Annotated in this window: 16 protein-coding genes and 1 rRNA gene (1 of these 17 running past the window's edge); 9 read left to right on the forward strand and 8 right to left on the reverse strand. The window is 67.3% G+C overall.

Annotated features, from left to right (window positions below):
• Positions 1-701 (reverse strand): 16S ribosomal RNA (locus tag AC1DCG_RS06965); it reaches 781 nt to the left of the window's first position.
• A gap of 1,018 nt (positions 702-1,719) precedes the next feature.
• Between AC1DCG_RS06965 and AC1DCG_RS06970 the strand changes: the two genes are divergently transcribed.
• Together AC1DCG_RS06970 and AC1DCG_RS06975 are read left to right on the forward strand one after the other, a co-directional pair.
• Positions 1,720-2,142, forward strand: coding sequence for an Hsp20 family protein (locus AC1DCG_RS06970; protein ID WP_477028690.1), 423 nt, complete (start codon positions 1,720-1,722; stop codon positions 2,140-2,142).
• Positions 2,143-2,220: 78 nt separating this feature from the next.
• Positions 2,221-2,487 (forward strand): DUF1150 family protein, encoded by a 267-nt coding sequence (locus AC1DCG_RS06975; RefSeq protein WP_477028691.1) that lies wholly within the window; start codon positions 2,221-2,223, stop codon positions 2,485-2,487.
• 103 nt (positions 2,488-2,590) lie between these two features.
• On the opposite strand, the gene AC1DCG_RS06980 is transcribed toward AC1DCG_RS06975, so the two are convergent.
• A complete protein-coding gene (locus AC1DCG_RS06980) occupies positions 2,591-3,382 on the reverse strand; it encodes a SapC family protein (protein ID WP_477028692.1) in 792 nt (263 codons plus the stop codon).
• A 170-nt stretch (positions 3,383-3,552) separates the two neighbouring features.
• Positions 3,553-5,595: a TonB-dependent receptor gene (locus tag AC1DCG_RS06985; protein ID WP_477028799.1), complete on the reverse strand. Its 2,043-nt coding sequence runs from the start codon at positions 5,593-5,595 to the stop codon at positions 3,553-3,555.
• Positions 5,596-5,744: 149 nt separating this feature from the next.
• Between AC1DCG_RS06985 and AC1DCG_RS06990 the strand changes: the two genes are divergently transcribed.
• The 4 genes from AC1DCG_RS06990 to AC1DCG_RS07005 all read left to right on the forward strand — a co-directional run bounded on the left by AC1DCG_RS06990 (position 5,745) and on the right by AC1DCG_RS07005 (position 7,960).
• Positions 5,745-6,557 (forward strand): acid phosphatase, encoded by an 813-nt coding sequence (locus AC1DCG_RS06990; RefSeq protein WP_477028693.1) that lies wholly within the window; start codon positions 5,745-5,747, stop codon positions 6,555-6,557.
• A 93-nt stretch (positions 6,558-6,650) separates the two neighbouring features.
• Complete coding sequence (locus AC1DCG_RS06995) at positions 6,651-7,094, forward strand: hypothetical protein (protein WP_477028694.1); 444 nt, start codon at positions 6,651-6,653, stop codon at positions 7,092-7,094.
• Positions 7,095-7,107: 13 nt separating this feature from the next.
• Positions 7,108-7,500: a hypothetical protein gene (locus AC1DCG_RS07000; protein WP_165258373.1), complete on the forward strand. Its 393-nt coding sequence runs from the start codon at positions 7,108-7,110 to the stop codon at positions 7,498-7,500.
• A 10-nt stretch (positions 7,501-7,510) separates the two neighbouring features.
• Entirely contained in the window at positions 7,511-7,960 is a 450-nt protein-coding gene (locus AC1DCG_RS07005; RefSeq protein WP_477028695.1) for a hypothetical protein, read from the forward strand.
• 64 nt (positions 7,961-8,024) lie between these two features.
• On the opposite strand, the gene AC1DCG_RS07010 is transcribed toward AC1DCG_RS07005, so the two are convergent.
• The 4 genes from AC1DCG_RS07010 to AC1DCG_RS07025 form a co-directional block, all read right to left on the reverse strand.
• Entirely contained in the window at positions 8,025-9,251 is a 1,227-nt protein-coding gene (locus AC1DCG_RS07010) for an argininosuccinate synthase (protein ID WP_165258377.1), read from the reverse strand.
• A gap of 175 nt (positions 9,252-9,426) precedes the next feature.
• Positions 9,427-10,854, reverse strand: coding sequence for a serine hydrolase domain-containing protein (locus AC1DCG_RS07015; RefSeq protein ID WP_477028696.1), 1,428 nt, complete (start codon positions 10,852-10,854; stop codon positions 9,427-9,429).
• Positions 10,855-10,943: 89 nt separating this feature from the next.
• Entirely contained in the window at positions 10,944-11,306 is a 363-nt protein-coding gene (locus AC1DCG_RS07020; protein ID WP_477028697.1) for a hypothetical protein, read from the reverse strand.
• A gap of 14 nt (positions 11,307-11,320) precedes the next feature.
• Positions 11,321-13,312 (reverse strand): potassium transporter Kup, encoded by a 1,992-nt coding sequence (locus tag AC1DCG_RS07025; RefSeq protein WP_165258383.1) that lies wholly within the window; start codon positions 13,310-13,312, stop codon positions 11,321-11,323.
• 175 nt (positions 13,313-13,487) lie between these two features.
• Here AC1DCG_RS07025 and AC1DCG_RS07030 point away from each other — a divergent pair, with 175 nt between their 5' ends.
• From AC1DCG_RS07030 to AC1DCG_RS07040, 3 genes are all read left to right on the forward strand, one after another.
• Positions 13,488-13,937, forward strand: coding sequence for an Rrf2 family transcriptional regulator (locus AC1DCG_RS07030; protein WP_101720319.1), 450 nt, complete (start codon positions 13,488-13,490; stop codon positions 13,935-13,937).
• Between the two features lie 305 nt (positions 13,938-14,242).
• A complete protein-coding gene (locus AC1DCG_RS07035; RefSeq protein ID WP_165258385.1) occupies positions 14,243-14,851 on the forward strand; it encodes a flavodoxin family protein in 609 nt (202 codons plus the stop codon).
• A gap of 161 nt (positions 14,852-15,012) precedes the next feature.
• On the forward strand, positions 15,013-15,813 hold the full coding sequence (locus AC1DCG_RS07040) for an SDR family NAD(P)-dependent oxidoreductase (RefSeq protein ID WP_477028698.1): 801 nt from the start codon (positions 15,013-15,015) through the stop codon (positions 15,811-15,813).
• Here AC1DCG_RS07040 and AC1DCG_RS07045 read toward each other — a convergent pair.
• Positions 15,810-16,142, reverse strand: coding sequence for a hypothetical protein (locus AC1DCG_RS07045; RefSeq protein ID WP_477028699.1), 333 nt, complete (start codon positions 16,140-16,142; stop codon positions 15,810-15,812). The two genes, AC1DCG_RS07040 and AC1DCG_RS07045, sit on opposite strands and share 4 nt — an antisense overlap.
• Positions 16,143-16,151 lie beyond the last annotated feature (9 nt).

Consider the following 16,151-nt stretch of genomic DNA (forward strand, 5'->3'; position numbering starts at 1 on the left):
CAGCGTCAGTAACGGACCAGTATGTCGCCTTCGCCACTGGTGTTCTTCCGAATATCTACGAATTTCACCTCTACACTCGGAGTTCCACATACCTCTTCCGTACTCAAGACTGCCAGTATCAAAGGCAATTCCAAGGTTGAGCCCTGGGCTTTCACCTCTGACTAAACAGTCCGCCTACGCTCCCTTTACGCCCAGTAATTCCGAGCAACGCTAGCCCCCTTCGTATTACCGCGGCTGCTGGCACGAAGTTAGCCGGGGCTTCTTCTCCGGGTACCGTCATTATCGTCCCCGGTGAAAGAATTTTACAATCCTAAGACCTTCATCATTCACGCGGCATGGCTGCGTCAGGCTTTCGCCCATTGCGCAAGATTCCCCACTGCTGCCTCCCGTAGGAGTTTGGGCCGTGTCTCAGTCCCAATGTGGCTGATCATCCTCTCAGACCAGCTACTGATCGTCGCCTTGGTGAGCCTTTACCTCACCAACTAGCTAATCAGACGCGGGCCGCTCCAATGGCGATAAATCTTTCCCCCGAAGGGCACATCCGGTATTAGCTCAAGTTTCCCTGAGTTGTTCCGAACCAAAGGGCACGTTCCCACGTGTTACTCACCCGTCCGCCACTAATCCCGAAGGATCCGTTCGACTTGCATGTGTTAGGCCTGCCGCCAGCGTTCGCTCTGAGCCAGGATCAAACTCTCAGGTTGAGTTGACATTGACTCCAGCTATTTGACCGAGGGGAAAACCTCAGTCGCGTATCTGGTTTGCATAGTTTCTTGACGAGTTCCCATCACACAATGACCAAGCCCGAAAGCTCGATCACCGTATAAATGGTGTCTTCAAGAGACCGCATTCGTCAGCGTCTAAGATGACCTCRAAGGGTCATCGCCAGAGCGCCGCCGCCTGCGTTTCTCTTTCCAAATCAACAATGTCAAAGACCAGAGCCGAAGCTCCGAGCCGCCTCCGTAACCGGGGAGCGGAGCCGCCTCCGTAACCGGGGAGCGACCCCACCGTTTAGCGCCCGGTGTCGGCGGAGGCGGCTATCTAGCTAACCTCGAATTCCGTGTCAAATCGTTTTTTTCAAAACTTTCCGACCCAGTGCCGAACCAGGAAAATCCCCGGACCAGCGAGCCGGCAGCTTCTAAAGAAACCACCAAACCCCGTCAAGCAAATCTTTCTAAGAAAGCTCTACTCGACTTCTTCATCTGAACTTCCGAATTCTTGCGAACTCTTCGATCCCGATGATTGGGTCGGCGCTTCTATTGAAACAACCAAACCCAGTCAACCAACTCTTTTCAGAAACTTACCGAAGAACCGAAGCCCTCCAGAAGCAACAAAAGCGCCCCATCCCGAAGACCAGAGGTCGTCGGCAATCCAGCTGCCCGAGTCGATTGAGGCCGCGGAACTTAGCGATGAGATCCAACCGAAGCAAGGGCCTTTCGGCCCCGGTTCCGAGCGTCTTCGTCAGCGCCGTTCCGAGGAGGAGCGCATATAGGCCCGTGACCGGATGATGACAAGCGCCAACCCGCACGCATCCACAGGTCTGACGTTAGGTCTGGTGTTTTGGCCCCGCGACGGACGGTCGCGCCGCCCCTCGCTCTCCTATCTATGCCTTGAACCCCGCCCCCGGCGTCGCCACTTCAAGCCTACGATCGCGGACCGGGGCGCCGCTGCAGGGCTCCGGACCTCCGCGAACGAAGTCGCTTTGATGCGTAAGGACTTCGCATGACCCGGACGATCCTGTTCGACAGCCCCTTCCTGCTGGGCTTCGAACACACCCGAGATCTGATCGAGCGCGCCGCCAAGGCCGCCGGTGAAAGCTATCCGCCCTATAATGTCGAACAGACCGACGAGGGCGTGCGCATCACCCTGGCCGTGGCCGGCTTCTCTCCCGACCAGCTGCAGGTCACCGTCGAGGGCGGCCAGCTGGTGGTGGCCGGACGCCGCGACGGCGACACCCGCAGCGACGCCGATCGCGCCTATCTGCACCGGGGAATCGCCGCCCGCGGGTTCGTGCGCACCTTCGTCCTGGCCGAAGGCATGGAGGTTTCGGCCGCCACGCTCGAACACGGCCTGCTGCATGTCGACGTCGCCCGCCCGCCGCCCGAGCGCCAGGTCAGGCGCATCCCCATCCGCTCGCAGGGCTGAGGCCCGAAACAACACTCACGCTCTCCGGCCTGAACCGCAGGGACTTCGGAGCGTTCCCCTATCGAAGGAGGTGGTCACATGACGCCCAATTCGCACACGCCGTTCTTCTCGACCGAGGCCTTCGCCGCGCTGGGCGCGCCCGACCTCGTCTATGTGCGCCCGATCAAGGCCGCCGAGATCCTCGCCGACGCCCCCGAGGGCGTGGAGGACTTCGACCTGGCGCCCGACCAGACGCTGTATGCGGTATGCCGGGCCGACGGCGCCCGTCTGGCGGTGCTGACCGACCGCGACTCGGCCGTGGCCGCCGCCCTGGCCCACGAACTGGCGCCGGTGTCGGTGCACTAGAAGCGCGCCACACAAGAAAGAGCCCGTCCAAATGAAAAGGGCGGCGGATCCTGCGATCCGCCGCCCTCTTTCTTTGTTCCCAGGGTCGTCCCTAGTGCGAACCTCAGTTGAGGTTGGCGGCCGGGGCCTGCGACTGGCGGAACATGGTGATGGCGATCAGGCGATCCCAACCGACCAGCGACACCAGGTGCGCGTAGATCTGGGCCAGGGCGCCCGAAGCCTGAAGTTCCTTCAGCTTCTCGACCGACAGGGCGTTCAGCTTCTCTTCCGAGACGCCGTAGTACTCGGCCACGGTCTGCGGCTCGCCCGGCTGACCGTCCGGACCGGCCGGCGTGTAGGTGGCGGTCTTCAGTTCGAAGAGGTCGTTGTCCTTCAGCAGCTGCACGAACGAGTCGGTGCGGCGGCGTTCGACTTCGAAGTCGTCGCAGAACTTGATGCAGTTCTGGGTGTATTCGGTCGGCTCGCCCTTGGCGTCGAACAGCGGGGTCTCGCCGGCTTCCGACAGCAGGCTCGAGGCGCGGTCGATGCAGACGATCATCCGGCCTTGCGCGTCGTCATTGGCCAGCACGAACGGATAGCGGCGGACGTAGGCCGGGATGTAGACGCCGATTTCGGTCGAGCCGTCGGCGTGGATGAACAGGTTCTCGCCCTGGTTCAGGCCCATCACGGCCAGCGGGGTGCGCTCGTCGCCGGCGAAGATGATCGGGTAGGACAGGCCGGCCGGACCGAACTCGGTCACGGTCAGCGGCACGGCCGTACCGGCCGCGGCGAAGGCGTAGGGCTTGTCCTGGTGGACGAGCGCCAGCTTGCCGTGCTGATCGCGGTTCAGCGGTTCGGGCGTCGAGTAGAAGAGAACGTTGCCGGTGATGCCGCCGGCGGACTGGGTCGTTTCCATAAGAAGCTCTACAAGCAGGGCTGAAAGAACGGACGCTCTATCGCTCTAGGCGGCCTTTAGGTGGTCAGCGCTTCTAGCCGATCTGCGATATCCCGGCAATCGACACGTCCAGACGGAGAATCGCCCCCGCGACTCTCGCGTCCGAAGCGAGAGCCGCGAGGCCTCCGGCCCTAGAACTTCCAGGCGATCCCGGTGCGGATCGACCGGCCCGGCGAGGGCGCGATGTCCTTCAGGAACGAGGCGTGTTCGCGCACCTCCTCGTTGGTCAGGTTGCGGCCGTCGACGAACCAGCGCAGCGGCTTGTCGTCGAAGGGCTTGATCGTCACGCGCAGGTTCACGGTGGTGTAGGCGTCGGTCGGCAGCTCGAAGGTCGCCACCCGGTCCTGCTCGGCCACGTGGCGCACTTCCAGTTCGGCTTCGACGTTCGAGGCGCTCCAGATCGCCCGGCCGGTCAGCGACCACGGCGGCACGCGCGCGGGCACGCCCAGATCGGTCTCGCCCCGCACGTAGTCGGCCACGCCTTCCAGGCGGATCGACTGGTCCTTGCCGCGCCAGGCGTCGTAGCCGACCTCGAGCTCGGCGCCGTGGAACTTGGCCCCGGTCTGGAAGTACTGGAACACCGGCAGGCTGTCCTCGATCTCGCCGGTCGGAGCCTCTTCGATGAAGTTGTCGTACCAGGCGCCCCACAGGTGGCCCTCGACCCGCAGGCGCGGACCGGTCCAGCGGTAGGTGGCCTCCAGCGAGGTGACGGTCTCGGAATCCAGGCTGTCGTCGCCCTTCTCGTAGCCGCCGGTGCCCGGGTGCGGGCCGTCGGCGAACAGCTCGAACTCGGTGGGCGCGCGGCCGTTGCGCGACAGGGTCAGGGCGTAGAACTGGTGCTCGGCGGGCTTGTAGAACACGCCCAGCGACGCCGAGACGTTGTCGAAGTCGCGCTTCTGGGTCGCCGTCTCCAGCGAGCGGGTGTCGAAGCGCAGACCCGCGTCGACGCCCCAGTCGCCGCGATCGAAGCGCTGCAGGGTGAAGACGCCGTACTCCTTGATGTCGACGCTGGGCACGAAGGCCTCGTCGCCGATCGCCTCGAAGCTGCGGGTCAGGGCCTGGAAGCCGATGGCGCCCTGGTGGCCGTCGTGTTCGCGGTGGACGAGCTCGACCCGGCCCTCGGTGCCGTCGGACAGGAAGCGGGTGCCGACCTCGCCGTCCTCGACGCTGACCTCGGCGTGCTGGTAGTCGGCGTGGCCGATCGAGACGCGCACCTTCTCGAACCACGGCGTGTCGAGCTCCTGCTCGCCGCGCAGGTCGTAGCGGGTCTGCTGCAGGTGGATCGAGACGGGGCCCTCGGCGTCCGGGTCGATGGGCGACAGGATCTGCTGGTAGGGCACGCCGTAGGTGGTGTCGGTGCGCTTGACCGATAGGCCGACGAAGCCGCGATCGTGCACGTAGGAGACGCCCGCGCCATAGGCGTCCATCTCGACGTCGGTGTTGCGCACGGTCTTGTCGGGATCGACGGTCAGGCCGTCGCGGGCGGCCAGGCGCGAGGAGACCGGAGCCACCGGCACGTCGTAGTCGTCGCTTTCGCGGTGCACGGCGTCGACCGCGAACACCAGCGGGCCGGCGTTGAACTTGGCCGCGCCGCTGACGCCCCAGCCGCTGTCGACGCTGGACATCGAGCCGGCGACACGGCCTTCGACCGGCGCGCTGGCGCGGGTGGACGGCACGCGCTCGTCGAGCATGTTGACCACGCCGCCGATGCCCGAACCGCCATAGGCCAGGGTCGAGGGACCGCGCAGCACCTCGATGCGCGAGGCTTCGGCCGGGTCGGAAGCCACCGCGTGGTCGGGCGACAGGGCCGAGGCGTCGACCTGGCCGACGCCGTTCTGCAGCACCATCACCCGCGGGCCCGACAGGCCGCGGATCACCGGACGCGAGGCGCCGGGACCGTAGAAGGTGGAGCGCAGGCCCGGCAGGCCGTTCAGCACATCGCCGAGGCCGGCGGGCGGAGCGACGTCGAGCTTGTCGCGGGTGACGACGTTGACGCTGCTGGTCACGGTGTCGAGCGAGACGGCGTAGGGGGCGGCGGTCACCACCACCTGCGAGACCGCGTTGGCCGGATCGGTGTCGGCGGCGGGCGGGGCGGCGGTGTCGGCGGCCCAGGCGGGCGCGGCGGCGGCGAGGGCCAGGAGGCTGGCGGCGGCGAGCGCCTGGCGACGGACCATGGAACGGGTCATGGACGGAATTTCCCAACTTGCCGGGGGAGCGGCAAAGATTGCGTTATGAAATAACATATCCTCGCGTCAATCCGCTTTCTCTTGACGCAGCCAAGTCGTCTCGCTCTGTGTCCGGACGACCTCACTTCGGGCTTTCCATGATGCGTTTTTCCTCGCTCGCCTTCGCCTCCGCCCCCATTTCCGCCGCATTGCTGCTGGCCGCCTGCGCGCCCTTGTCGGGCCAGGCGCCGGCCAAGACCTACGCCCAGGCCGGCGGCTCGACGACCTGGACGAAGCCGCCGAAGGGCTACCTGACCCTGGCCGAGCCGTTCGACGCCCCGGACATCGTCGGCCCGCCCCCGGCTCCGAACTCGCCGCGCGGCAAGGCCGACCGCGCCGCCTATGACGACACGCGAAAGCTGGCGGGCACGCCGGCCTGGGACAAGGCGATCGCCGACGCCGACCTTTCGGGGGCGGGCGGCTTCAAGAGCTTCTCCTGCGCCGCCAAGGTGACGATCAGCCCGGAGAAGACCCCGACCCTGGCCAACCTGCTGCTACGCATGACCGACGACGCCGGCACCATCTATCGCCCGGCCAAGCAGGCCTTCTCGCGCCCGCGCCCGCCGGTGGGCAACAGCAAGCCGATCTGCGTGCCGCGCGAGAAGTGGATCGAGACCGAGGGCTCCTATCCGTCCGGCCACGCGCTGATCGGCTGGTCGTGGGGCCTTGTCCTGGCGGAACTGGTTCCCGACCGCGCCGCCCAGATCACCGCCCGCGGACGCGAGTTCGGCGACAGCCGGGTGATCTGCGGCGTGCACTTCCCCAGCGACCTGGAGGCCGGCCGCCTGCTGGGCGGGGTGATGGTCTCGCGGCTGCATGCCGACCCGGCCTTCGCCGCCGACCTCGAGAAGGCCAAGGCCGAGATCGCCGCCTCCCAGGCCGAGGGCCCGCCGACCGGTTGCGGCGGCTGACGTTCGCGCAAAGGAAGCGCGCCGACATCGCTCAACTTTGAGCTTGAGGCCCTCCCGAAGCGGCGCCACCTTGGCGGCCTTCGGGAGGGGACCATGTTCGAGACCATGCGACGGCCGGCGATCGCCCTGGCCTGCACTCTGACGCTCGGCGGCTGCGCGGTGTTCGCCCCGCCGTACGACCCCACCCTCGATAGCAAGATCACCACCGCCTACGAGGGCGTCGCCAAGCTGGCGGCCGAGGCCGAGATGGGCCTCTACGTCGACAAGTCCACCTATCCCGGCAAGATCGAGTCCTACGCCGACATCCAGGCCGCGCTGGCCGTGGCGGCCGTGCGCGCCGCCTCCCAGCCCTACGCCGCCAAGCCGGCCCAGAAGGCCATCGACATCGAGGTGTCGCTGATCAAGGGCTGCAGCACCCAGGTCCAGGGCCTGGCCCAGCTGCACCAGCTCCAGGGGATCATCCCCAACACCGGCGCGACCACCGCCATGATGGTCAGCTGCGATCAGGCGGCCAAGGCCGTCACCGCCATGAAGTGAGGCCCGGCGCCCGATGACGACCGACTTTTCCACCCTGCAGATCGACGACGTCGACAGCCTGGTCTCGGTGCTGGAGCAGCAGCTGGGCGACACCGCCACCGATTGGTGGAACGCCAACAAGGCCGTGGTGCCGGGCTATCTGCGCAGCCTGGCCGAGGCGACCATCCAGACCCGCACGGCCCTGGCCAATCACCAGATCACCCCCGAAGCGGCCGACATGATCCTTCACAACCAGGAACTGGCCTTCAACCAGACCATCCAGTTCACGAAGTTCATGACCCTGGCGCTGGGCCAGACCCTGCTGAACACCGTGTTCAAGGTCATCGGCTGGGTGGTCTACAACAAGACCGGCGTCAACATCGCGCCCAACTTGGTGCAGCCGACGACCGAGACGGCGGCGAGCTGACGACCACGGCATGGTTCGCGCCGCGCATCTGGCGCTTCTCGCCGCCGCCCTGACAGCCGGCGGCTGCGCCCATTCTCCGGCAAGGACCGCCAGCGGCCAGCCCCTGGCCGTGGCGGATCCCGCCGAATGCGCGGTGATAGAGCGCTTGGCCACGTCGATCACCGGTCCCGTGCAGGATATCGCCGATCCCGCGCCGCTGGACGGCATGTTCACCGATCGCCGCGCGACCCTCGCCGACGCCAGGCGGAAACAGCGTCGCGCCACCCTGTGGAGCTGCCAGGCCCTGCGCCCTCGGCTGGCCGACGAGGGCTACGCGTTCAGCCGGGTCGCCTTCAACGCCGACGGCGACTACGCCGCGCTCGAGGTCGAATGCGGGTCTTGGTTCGTGCACCGCGAGAAGGACGGCCGCTGGCGCGTCGACACCAGCTACATCGCGGTTCACGGCTGCCACGCCCTTTAGGCGAACAAAGAAAAAGCCCCACCGTTTCCGGCGGGGCTCGTTCCTATCGAAGCGGCGATGCGCCTCAGCCGCGCTGATCGCGCTTGGCCAGCACGCGCAGGCGCAGGGCGTTGAGCTTGATGAAGCCGCCGGCGTCGCGGTGATCGTAGGCGACCTTGCCCTCTTCGAAGGTGACCAGGTCCTGGTCGTACAGCGAGTAGGGGCTGGTGCGGCCGATCACCGTGACGTTGCCCTTGTAGAGCTTCACGCGGACCTGGCCCGACACCTTGGTCTGGCTGTAGTCGATGGCGGCCTGCAGCATCTCGCGCTCGGGCGAGAACCAGAAGCCGTTGTAGACGAGCGAAGCGTACTTCGGCATCAGCTCGTCCTTCAGGTGCATGGCGCCGCGGTCGAGCGTGATGCTCTCGATGCCGCGGTGGGCGGCCAGCAGGATGGTGCCGCCCGGGGTCTCGTAGACGCCGCGCGACTTCATGCCGACGAAGCGGTTCTCGACCAGGTCGAGACGGCCGATGCCGTTGTCGCGGCCCAGCTCGTTCAGCTTGGTCAGCAGGGTGGCCGGGCTCATCGCCACGCCGTCGATGGCGACCGGGTCGCCCTTCTCGAAGTCGATGGTGATGATCGTCGGCTGGTCCGGCGCATCCTCGGGAGCGATCGTGCGCATGTGGACGAACTCGGGGGCCTCGACCGCCGGGTCTTCCAGGACCTTACCTTCCGACGAGGAGTGCAGCAGGTTGGCGTCGACGCTGAACGGGGCTTCGCCGCGCTTGTCCTTGGTGATCTGGATCTGGTGCTTCTCGGCGAAGTCCAGCAGGGCCTCGCGGGACTTGAAGTCCCACTCGCGCCAGGGGGCGATCACGGTGATGTCGGGCTCGAGGCCGTAGTAGCCGAGCTCGAAGCGGACCTGGTCGTTGCCCTTGCCGGTGGCGCCGTGGCTGACGGCGTCGGCGCCGACCTGGCGGGCGATCTCGATCTGGCGCTTGGCGATCAGCGGACGGGCGATCGACGTGCCGAGCAGGTACTGGCCTTCATAGACCGTGTTGGCGCGGAACATCGGGAACACGAAGTCACGCACGAACTCTTCGCGCACGTCTTCGATGAAGATGTTCTCGGGCTTCACGCCGGCGGCCAGGGCCTTGGCGCGGGCCGGCTCGATCTCTTCGCCCTGGCCGAGGTCGGCGGTGAAGGTCACGACTTCAGCGCCGTACTCGGTCTGCAGCCACTTGAGGATGATCGAGGTGTCGAGGCCGCCCGAATAGGCGAGCACGACCTTCTTGACGGGCTTCTGGGCCATGTCGGGGGTCCTTGTCGAAGGCGAAAACACAAAGTCGCGGGGCGTTTAGCGCGCTTTTGCGACGAGGGAAACAACAGGCTCCTGATCAACTATCAACACCCATCGTTCCCGCTCCGGAGCCAGGAACATCCACCGCCACCGACGGCCCGCGCCCAGGCAGCCGGATCGGCGCCGGCTAAGGGCGGATTGCGGGCCTTCGCTCGCCCTGGGGCGAGAACCGCTCGGCCACGAACTGACTGATGCGCCCGGCCAGGAACGGCGGGGCGAGGTTGCTGAGCGTGACGATCACGCCTTCGCCTCCGTCTAGAATCCGCAAGTCGTCATTCATCCCCGCCGCGCCGCCGCCGTGAGCAACCATCGGCGGCTCGGCGGTTCGGATGAAGAGGCCATAGCCGTACTTGCCCCCACGGCCGTCCTCGGCCTGGGGGCTGGTCATCAGCTTGAGATGGGCTTTGTCCAGCAGGCGGCCGTCATAAAGCGCCGCCGAGAACTTCAGGAAGTCCTCGGCCGTCGAATAGCCGCCGCCCGCCGAGGTCCCGCGCCACGGCAGACCGCCGGCCGGCTTGTAGGCGCCACCGACATGCTCGTAGGCCACGGCGCGATCCGGCACGGCTGTCGCCTCAGGCTCGAAACCACTGCCAGTCATGCCCGCCGGCTTGAAGATATGGTCGGCCACATACTCGTAGTAGCTCTGGCCGGAGACGACCTCGATCACCCGGCCCAGCAGGATGTAGCCGTAGTTGGCGTAGTCCCACTTGGCGCCCGGCTCGAAGGTCGGGGACCGCGCGCCATAGAGGACGACGTAGTCCTGCAGCGTGCGCAGGGTGTCGCGGTTCTTGTCGTACTCGGGGCCGAAGAAGTCGCCCGCGCCTCCGGTATGGGTCAGCAGCTGGTGCAGCGTGACCTTCCGCGCCCAATCGACGTTCGGATAGTCCTTCAGATAGGCGGCCAGCGGCGCCTGGAGGTCCAGCTTGCCCGCCTCAGCCAGCTGCATCACCGCGACGGCGGTGTGCATCTTGTTCATCGAGCCGACGCGGAACCTTGTCGCCTGGGTGATCGGGATCTTGCGCTCGCGGTCGGCCAAGCCCTGGGCGAAGACAGCGAAGGGCTTGCCCCTACGGGCTATCAGCACCACGCCCGAATAGTCCTCGCCCATCAGGGCCAGCTTGTCGGCCACGGCTTTGGCCAGGGCGGCGTCGTCGAGACGCGGATCAGCGGGAATTTCCGCGGGGCGCGGCATGACCCGCGCGTCCAGCCTCTTGACCTGGCCGGGCGCGGCCGGGTCGGTCTGGATCTCGAGCCGGGCGTAGCCCTCGCTATAGCGTTCGCGCACCAGGGCCGTCAGGGTGGTCGGCGTCGCTGTCTCGACACGCACAAGGTCGAAGCCGCCGACCTGGCGCCCGAAGCCCACGAAGCCGTCGCCGTCGATCGGCGATGTGGGGAAACGATCTTTGATGAACGCCGCCGCGGTGGCCTGGTCGCGAGCGTTCAGCGCCTCCAGATAGGCCTTGGCCGCCTCGCCCGCGGGCGTCGAGGGCAGGACGGCCTGAGCCAAAGCAAGACCAGGCAGGGCGAGTACGGCAAGGGCGAGGGCGAAGCGCATCGATCGATCCACTTGAGGTTGCCCGACGTTCACCCCGACGGCGCGGCGCGTCCAGAGGGACCGACGGTCCGACTAACGCCTGAAGACCCTCACAGCCGGATCTTGCTCTCCTGGGCCAGCTGGTTCAGCGCCCGCCGCACCTGGGTCAGGTGGATGACCGCGAAGATCGCCGCCAGGGTGGCGCGCAGGCCCAGCATGATGATCGACATCGTCAGTTCGTCGGCCTGACGGCTCTCGACCAGCAGGTAGAGGCTGATGGCGAAGGCGCCGGCCGGCAGCAGCACCAGGGCCGGCCCCCGCGGCAGGCGCAGCAGGGTGTCGCCCTTGGGCGACCAGGCCACCGGGGTGGCCTCGCCCTTGGGAATCTTGCTCCAGGCCATGCGCGAGGCCCCGGCCATGATCGACAGGGCCAGGATCCAGAGCACGTCGCCGATGACGCCGAGAATATCCATCTACGCGGTCAGCCTTACACGGTTACCTGGGCGCCGAGCTCGACGACGCGGCCAGGCGGGATCTTGAAGAAGTCGGTGGGGTTGGCCGCGTTCTTCATCAGGAAGATGTACAGCCGGTCCTGCCAGAGCGGCATGCCCGAATTGGCCGACGGCACGATCGAGCGACGGCCCAGGAAGAAGCTGGTGGCCATGATGTCGAACTTCAGCCCCTGCTGCTTTCGCAGCAGCGCCAGCGCCTTGGGCACGTTCGGGCTTTCCATGAAGCCGTAGTAGATCTCGACCTTCTTGAAGTCGTCGTTGACCTTGAAGGTCTTGATCCGATCCTCCTCGGGCACGCGCGGCGTCTCGGCCGTGCGCACGGTCAGCACCACGTTGCGCTCGTGCAGCACCTTGTTGTGCTTGAGATTGTGCATCAGGGCGACCGGGGTCATGTCCGGGTCGGAGGTCAGGAAAATCGCCGTGCCGGGAGCGCGGTGAGGTGCGCGGGCCCGCAGGATCTCCATCAGGTCGGCCAAGGGCACGCTGTCGCGCCGGGTCTTCTCGCTGAGGATCTGGCTGCCGCGCACCCATGTGGCCATGACGGTGAACAGGGCCGCGCCGATCAGCACCGGCAGCCAGCCGCCGGTGAAGAAGCGCAGGGCGTTGGCGCTGAGGAACACCAGGTCGAGCGTCATGAACGGCAGCAGGAAGGCCAGGGCCGCCGGCAGCTGCCACTTCCACAGCTGACGCATGACGATGAAGGCCATGGCGGTCGTGACGACCATCGTGCCGGTCACCGCCAGGCCGTAGGCGTGGGCCATGGCCGACGAGGTCTTGAAGGTGAACATCACCGCCAGCACGCCCAGCAGCAGCATGGTGTTGAGCTGCGGCACGAAGATCTGGCCCGACTGGGTCTCGGAGGTGCGGCGCACGTCCATGCGCGGCAGAAGGCCCAGCTGGATGGCCTGCTGGGTCAGCGAGAAGGCGCCGGTGATCACCGCCTGGCTGGCGATGACGGTGGCGGCCCCGGCCAGGATCACCAGCGGCAGGCGCAGCACGTCGGGCGCCATCTCGAAGAACCAGTTGAGCTCCTGGAACGGCGTGCCCGACTGCTCGGCGGCGACCAGGGTGTTCAGCGCCAGGGCGCCCTGGCCCAGATAGTTCAGCGCCAGGCAGGGCAGCACGAAGAACAGCCAGGCGGCCTGGATCGGCCAGCGGCCGAAGTGGCCCATGTCGGCGGTCAGGGCCTCGGCCCCGGTCACGGTCAGGAACACCGCGCCCAGCACGATGAAGCCGGCCATGCCGTGATGCTGCAGGAAATGGACGGCGTAGTAGGGGTTGATCGAGCGGAACACGCCGGGATGGGCCAGCAGGTTGTAGACGCCCAGCACCGCCATGACGGTGAACCACAGGGCGCAGACCGGTCCGAACAGCTGGCCGACCTTGGCCGTGCCCCGGCTCTGGATGAAGAACAGCCCCAGCAGCATCACCGTGGCGATCAGCAGCACCACCTCGGTGGTGATGCCGCGCTCGAGCGCGGGAATGGTCCGCAGGCCCTCGACCGCCGACAGCACCGACATGGCGGGGGTGATCACCGCGTCGCCGTAGAACAGCGCCGCCCCGATCACGCCCAGGCCGAACACCAGGGCCGTGCGACGGCCCATGGCGCGCTGGGCCAGGGCCATCAGCGACAGCACGCCGCCTTCGCCCTTGTTGTCGGCGCGCATGATGAACAGCACGTACTTGATCGTCACGACCAGGATCAGCGCCCACAGGGCCAGCGACACCACGCCGAGGATCTCCGCCCGGGTCACGCCGTCAGCGGCCGCCGTGTGCAGCGCCTCCTTGAAGGCGTAGAGCGGGCTGGTGCCGATGTCGCCGAACACGACGCCGACGGAGCCCAGGGCGAGCGCGAACGTGCCATGGCCCTTGGGACCGTGACCATTTGAACCCGCTTGCTGGGGAATGTCGCACGCCGCGACAGAGGCGTTCTCAGTGTTCGAAACGCCGGAGGCTTCGGAAGCCATTCAATCCCTCCGGGACCGCGCCCTCGAAAATCTCGCGCGAAGCCCCATATCGATCAAGCGGCGCGCGATACACCCAATCCGATCCGGGTTCAATCGCGACCTTGGCCGCGCGCCTTTACGGTTTTTGTTTCAACGCTTGCGTTCCCCCCTTACGTTCCGGACTTAACAGAAGATCATGTCCGACAGTCAGAAGTTCCCCGTCGCCGCTCACGCCCTGGCCTATCTGGCGCACAAGGAGGCTTTCAGCCCCGACCGCGCCGTGGCCAGCGCCGAACTCGCGGCCTCCGTCCCCACCAATCCGGTGGTGGTGCGGCGCGTCACCGCCATGCTCGGCAAGGCGGGGCTGATCGGCGCGCGCGCCGGCGCCAACGGCGGCGCCTGGCTGCTGAAGCCGGCCCAGGACATCACCCTCGACACCGTGCTGCGGGCCGTCCACGGCTGCGCCAACCTCGGCACCGCGCCTCCCGGCGTGAAGGGCTGCCCGGTCGGGGCCCGCATTCCCGACGCCGTCCGCGCGGCCCTGATCGCCGCCGACGCCGCCGCCGCCGAGCGCCTGTCGCGCATCTCGGTGGCCGACCTGCTGGCCGACCCGGCCGAGCGCGAGGCCGTCCTGAAGAGCGCCTGAGGCCTTTTCGGGCCAATCTTTGCTACCGAGCATCCCCGCGTAGGCGGGGATCCAAGCCGAGACCGCGGACGATCCGCGGCCGCGCCTCCTCCTGAAAGCCCGCATGGATCCCCGCCTTCGCGGGGAAGGACGGATTCTTTGGAAGCGCCGCCCCGCCACCTGAGCGCACCTGAAAGCCTCCCGCAGAAAAACTGCACCTGAAATTGTTGCTGATCCCCTGGCGCCGGCCGCGGGCGCTATTACGTAATCGCTACCGATACAGTTCCTGTTCGGACAACATCATTCTCCTTGAGGGGACCACCGCCATGACCACCAAGGTCGCCATCGTCTATCACTCGGGCTACGGCCACACCGCCGTCCTCGCCGACAAGGTCGCCCAGGGCGTCCGCGACGCCGGCCAGACCCCGGTCGTCCTGCCGATCGAAAGCGCCAGCCAGGACTTCAAGCCGATCCTCGACGCCATCACCGAGGCCGACGCCGTCGTGTTCGGCGCGCCGACCTACATGGGCGACGTCTCGGGCGTGTTCAAAGTCTTCGCCGACGCCTCCTCGGCCGCCTTCTTCACCGGCGCCTGGAAGGACAAGCTGGCCGCGGGCTTCACCAACTCGCACAGCTTCGCCGGCGACAAGGGCCACGCCCTGGCCAGCCTGACGATCCTGGCCGCCCAGCACGGCATGAACTGGATCAACCTGGGCGTCCCTCCGCCGGCCGTCACCGCCGCCGAGCGCGGTCCGGAGACGATCAACCGCGTGGGTTCGTTCGTCGGCGTCGCCGCCCAGTCGGACAACGCCTCGCCGGAGATCACCCCGCCGGCCGGCGACCGCGAGACCGCCCGCCTGCTGGGCGTGCGCGTGGCCGAGGCCGCCGTCCGCTGGACCCGCGGCGCCCAACCGGCGCTGAGCGACGCGGCCTAAGACTTCAGGCATCGGGCGCGCCCTACCCCTCCCCCGAGGGCGCGCCTTCGCGGAGGAACGACCGACCCCGCCCCCCCCAGGTCGTTCCTCCGCCCCGCTTGAACCGGATCGGCGGGCGTGCTCGACTCCTGTGACGCTTTGCTTGCAGGACCTTCGACTCCATGGCCCGCCGCCTCGCCCTGATCACCGGCGCCTCCGCCGGCATCGGGGCCGCCTTCGCCCGTATCTACGCCAGCCACGGCTACGACGTGGCCCTGACCGCCCGCCGGCTGGACCGGCTCGAGGCCCTGGCGGCCGAGATCCGGATGCGCTTCGGGGTCGAGGCCTATGCGATCTCCGCCGACCTGGCCGATCCGGGCGGCGTGGATACGGTGCTGGCGGCGATCGCCGCCGAGGGCCGCGACATCGACGCCCTCGTGAACAACGCCGGCTACGGCCTGCCCGGAACCTTCGACAAGACCAGCTGGGCCGACCAGTCGGCCTTCCTGCAGGTGATGCTGACCTCGGTCTGCGAAATGACCCACAAGGTGCTGCCGGGCATGGTCGAGCGCCGCTTCGGACGCATCGTCAACGTCGCCTCGCTGGCGGGCCTGGCGCCCGGTTCGGCCGGCCACACCCTCTATGCGGCGACCAAGAGCTTCCTGGTGAAGTTCTCCCAGAGCCTGCACCTGGAGAACCTGGCCAACGGCGTGCACGCCAGCGCCCTGTGCCCCGGCTTCACGCTGTCGGAATTCCACGACGTCAACGGCACCCGCGCCCAGGTCAGCCAGAGCCTGCCGGCCTGGATGTGGCTGGGCGCCGACGAGGTCGCCGCCGCCGGCTACGAGGCCGCCGAGGCCAACCGCCCGGTCTGCGTCACCGGCGCGCCCAACAAGGCCATCGCCGTGCTGGCCAAGATCATCCCCGACGAATGGGCCCTGGCCCTGATCGCCAGCCAGGGCGGGAAATTCCGGAAGGTCTAGAACAGGCCCAGGACGAAGAGGGCGATGCCCAGGACCAGGGCCGGGATCGACCAGACCTCCATCGGAAGGGACAGGAACTTGTTCCTCGCCCGGTAGAAAAGCCGGTAGCGCAGGTCGCCCCGGAACGGGTTCAGCGCCCGGCGGTTGATACGCGAACCGCCGACCCAATTGGCGATCGCCGCTAGCACCCAGCCCACGCCCCACAGCCACGGCGCGGTCGAGAACGCCACATCGCCGACCGTGAAGCTGACGATCGCGCCAAAGACGCCGAACACGCCGATCAGGAAAAGCAGCGAAAAGAAGCCTCGCCCCGTCCACCAGAAAACCAAGTCCGCCCC

It is taken from the genome of Caulobacter sp. 10L414 (assembly GCF_056395525.1).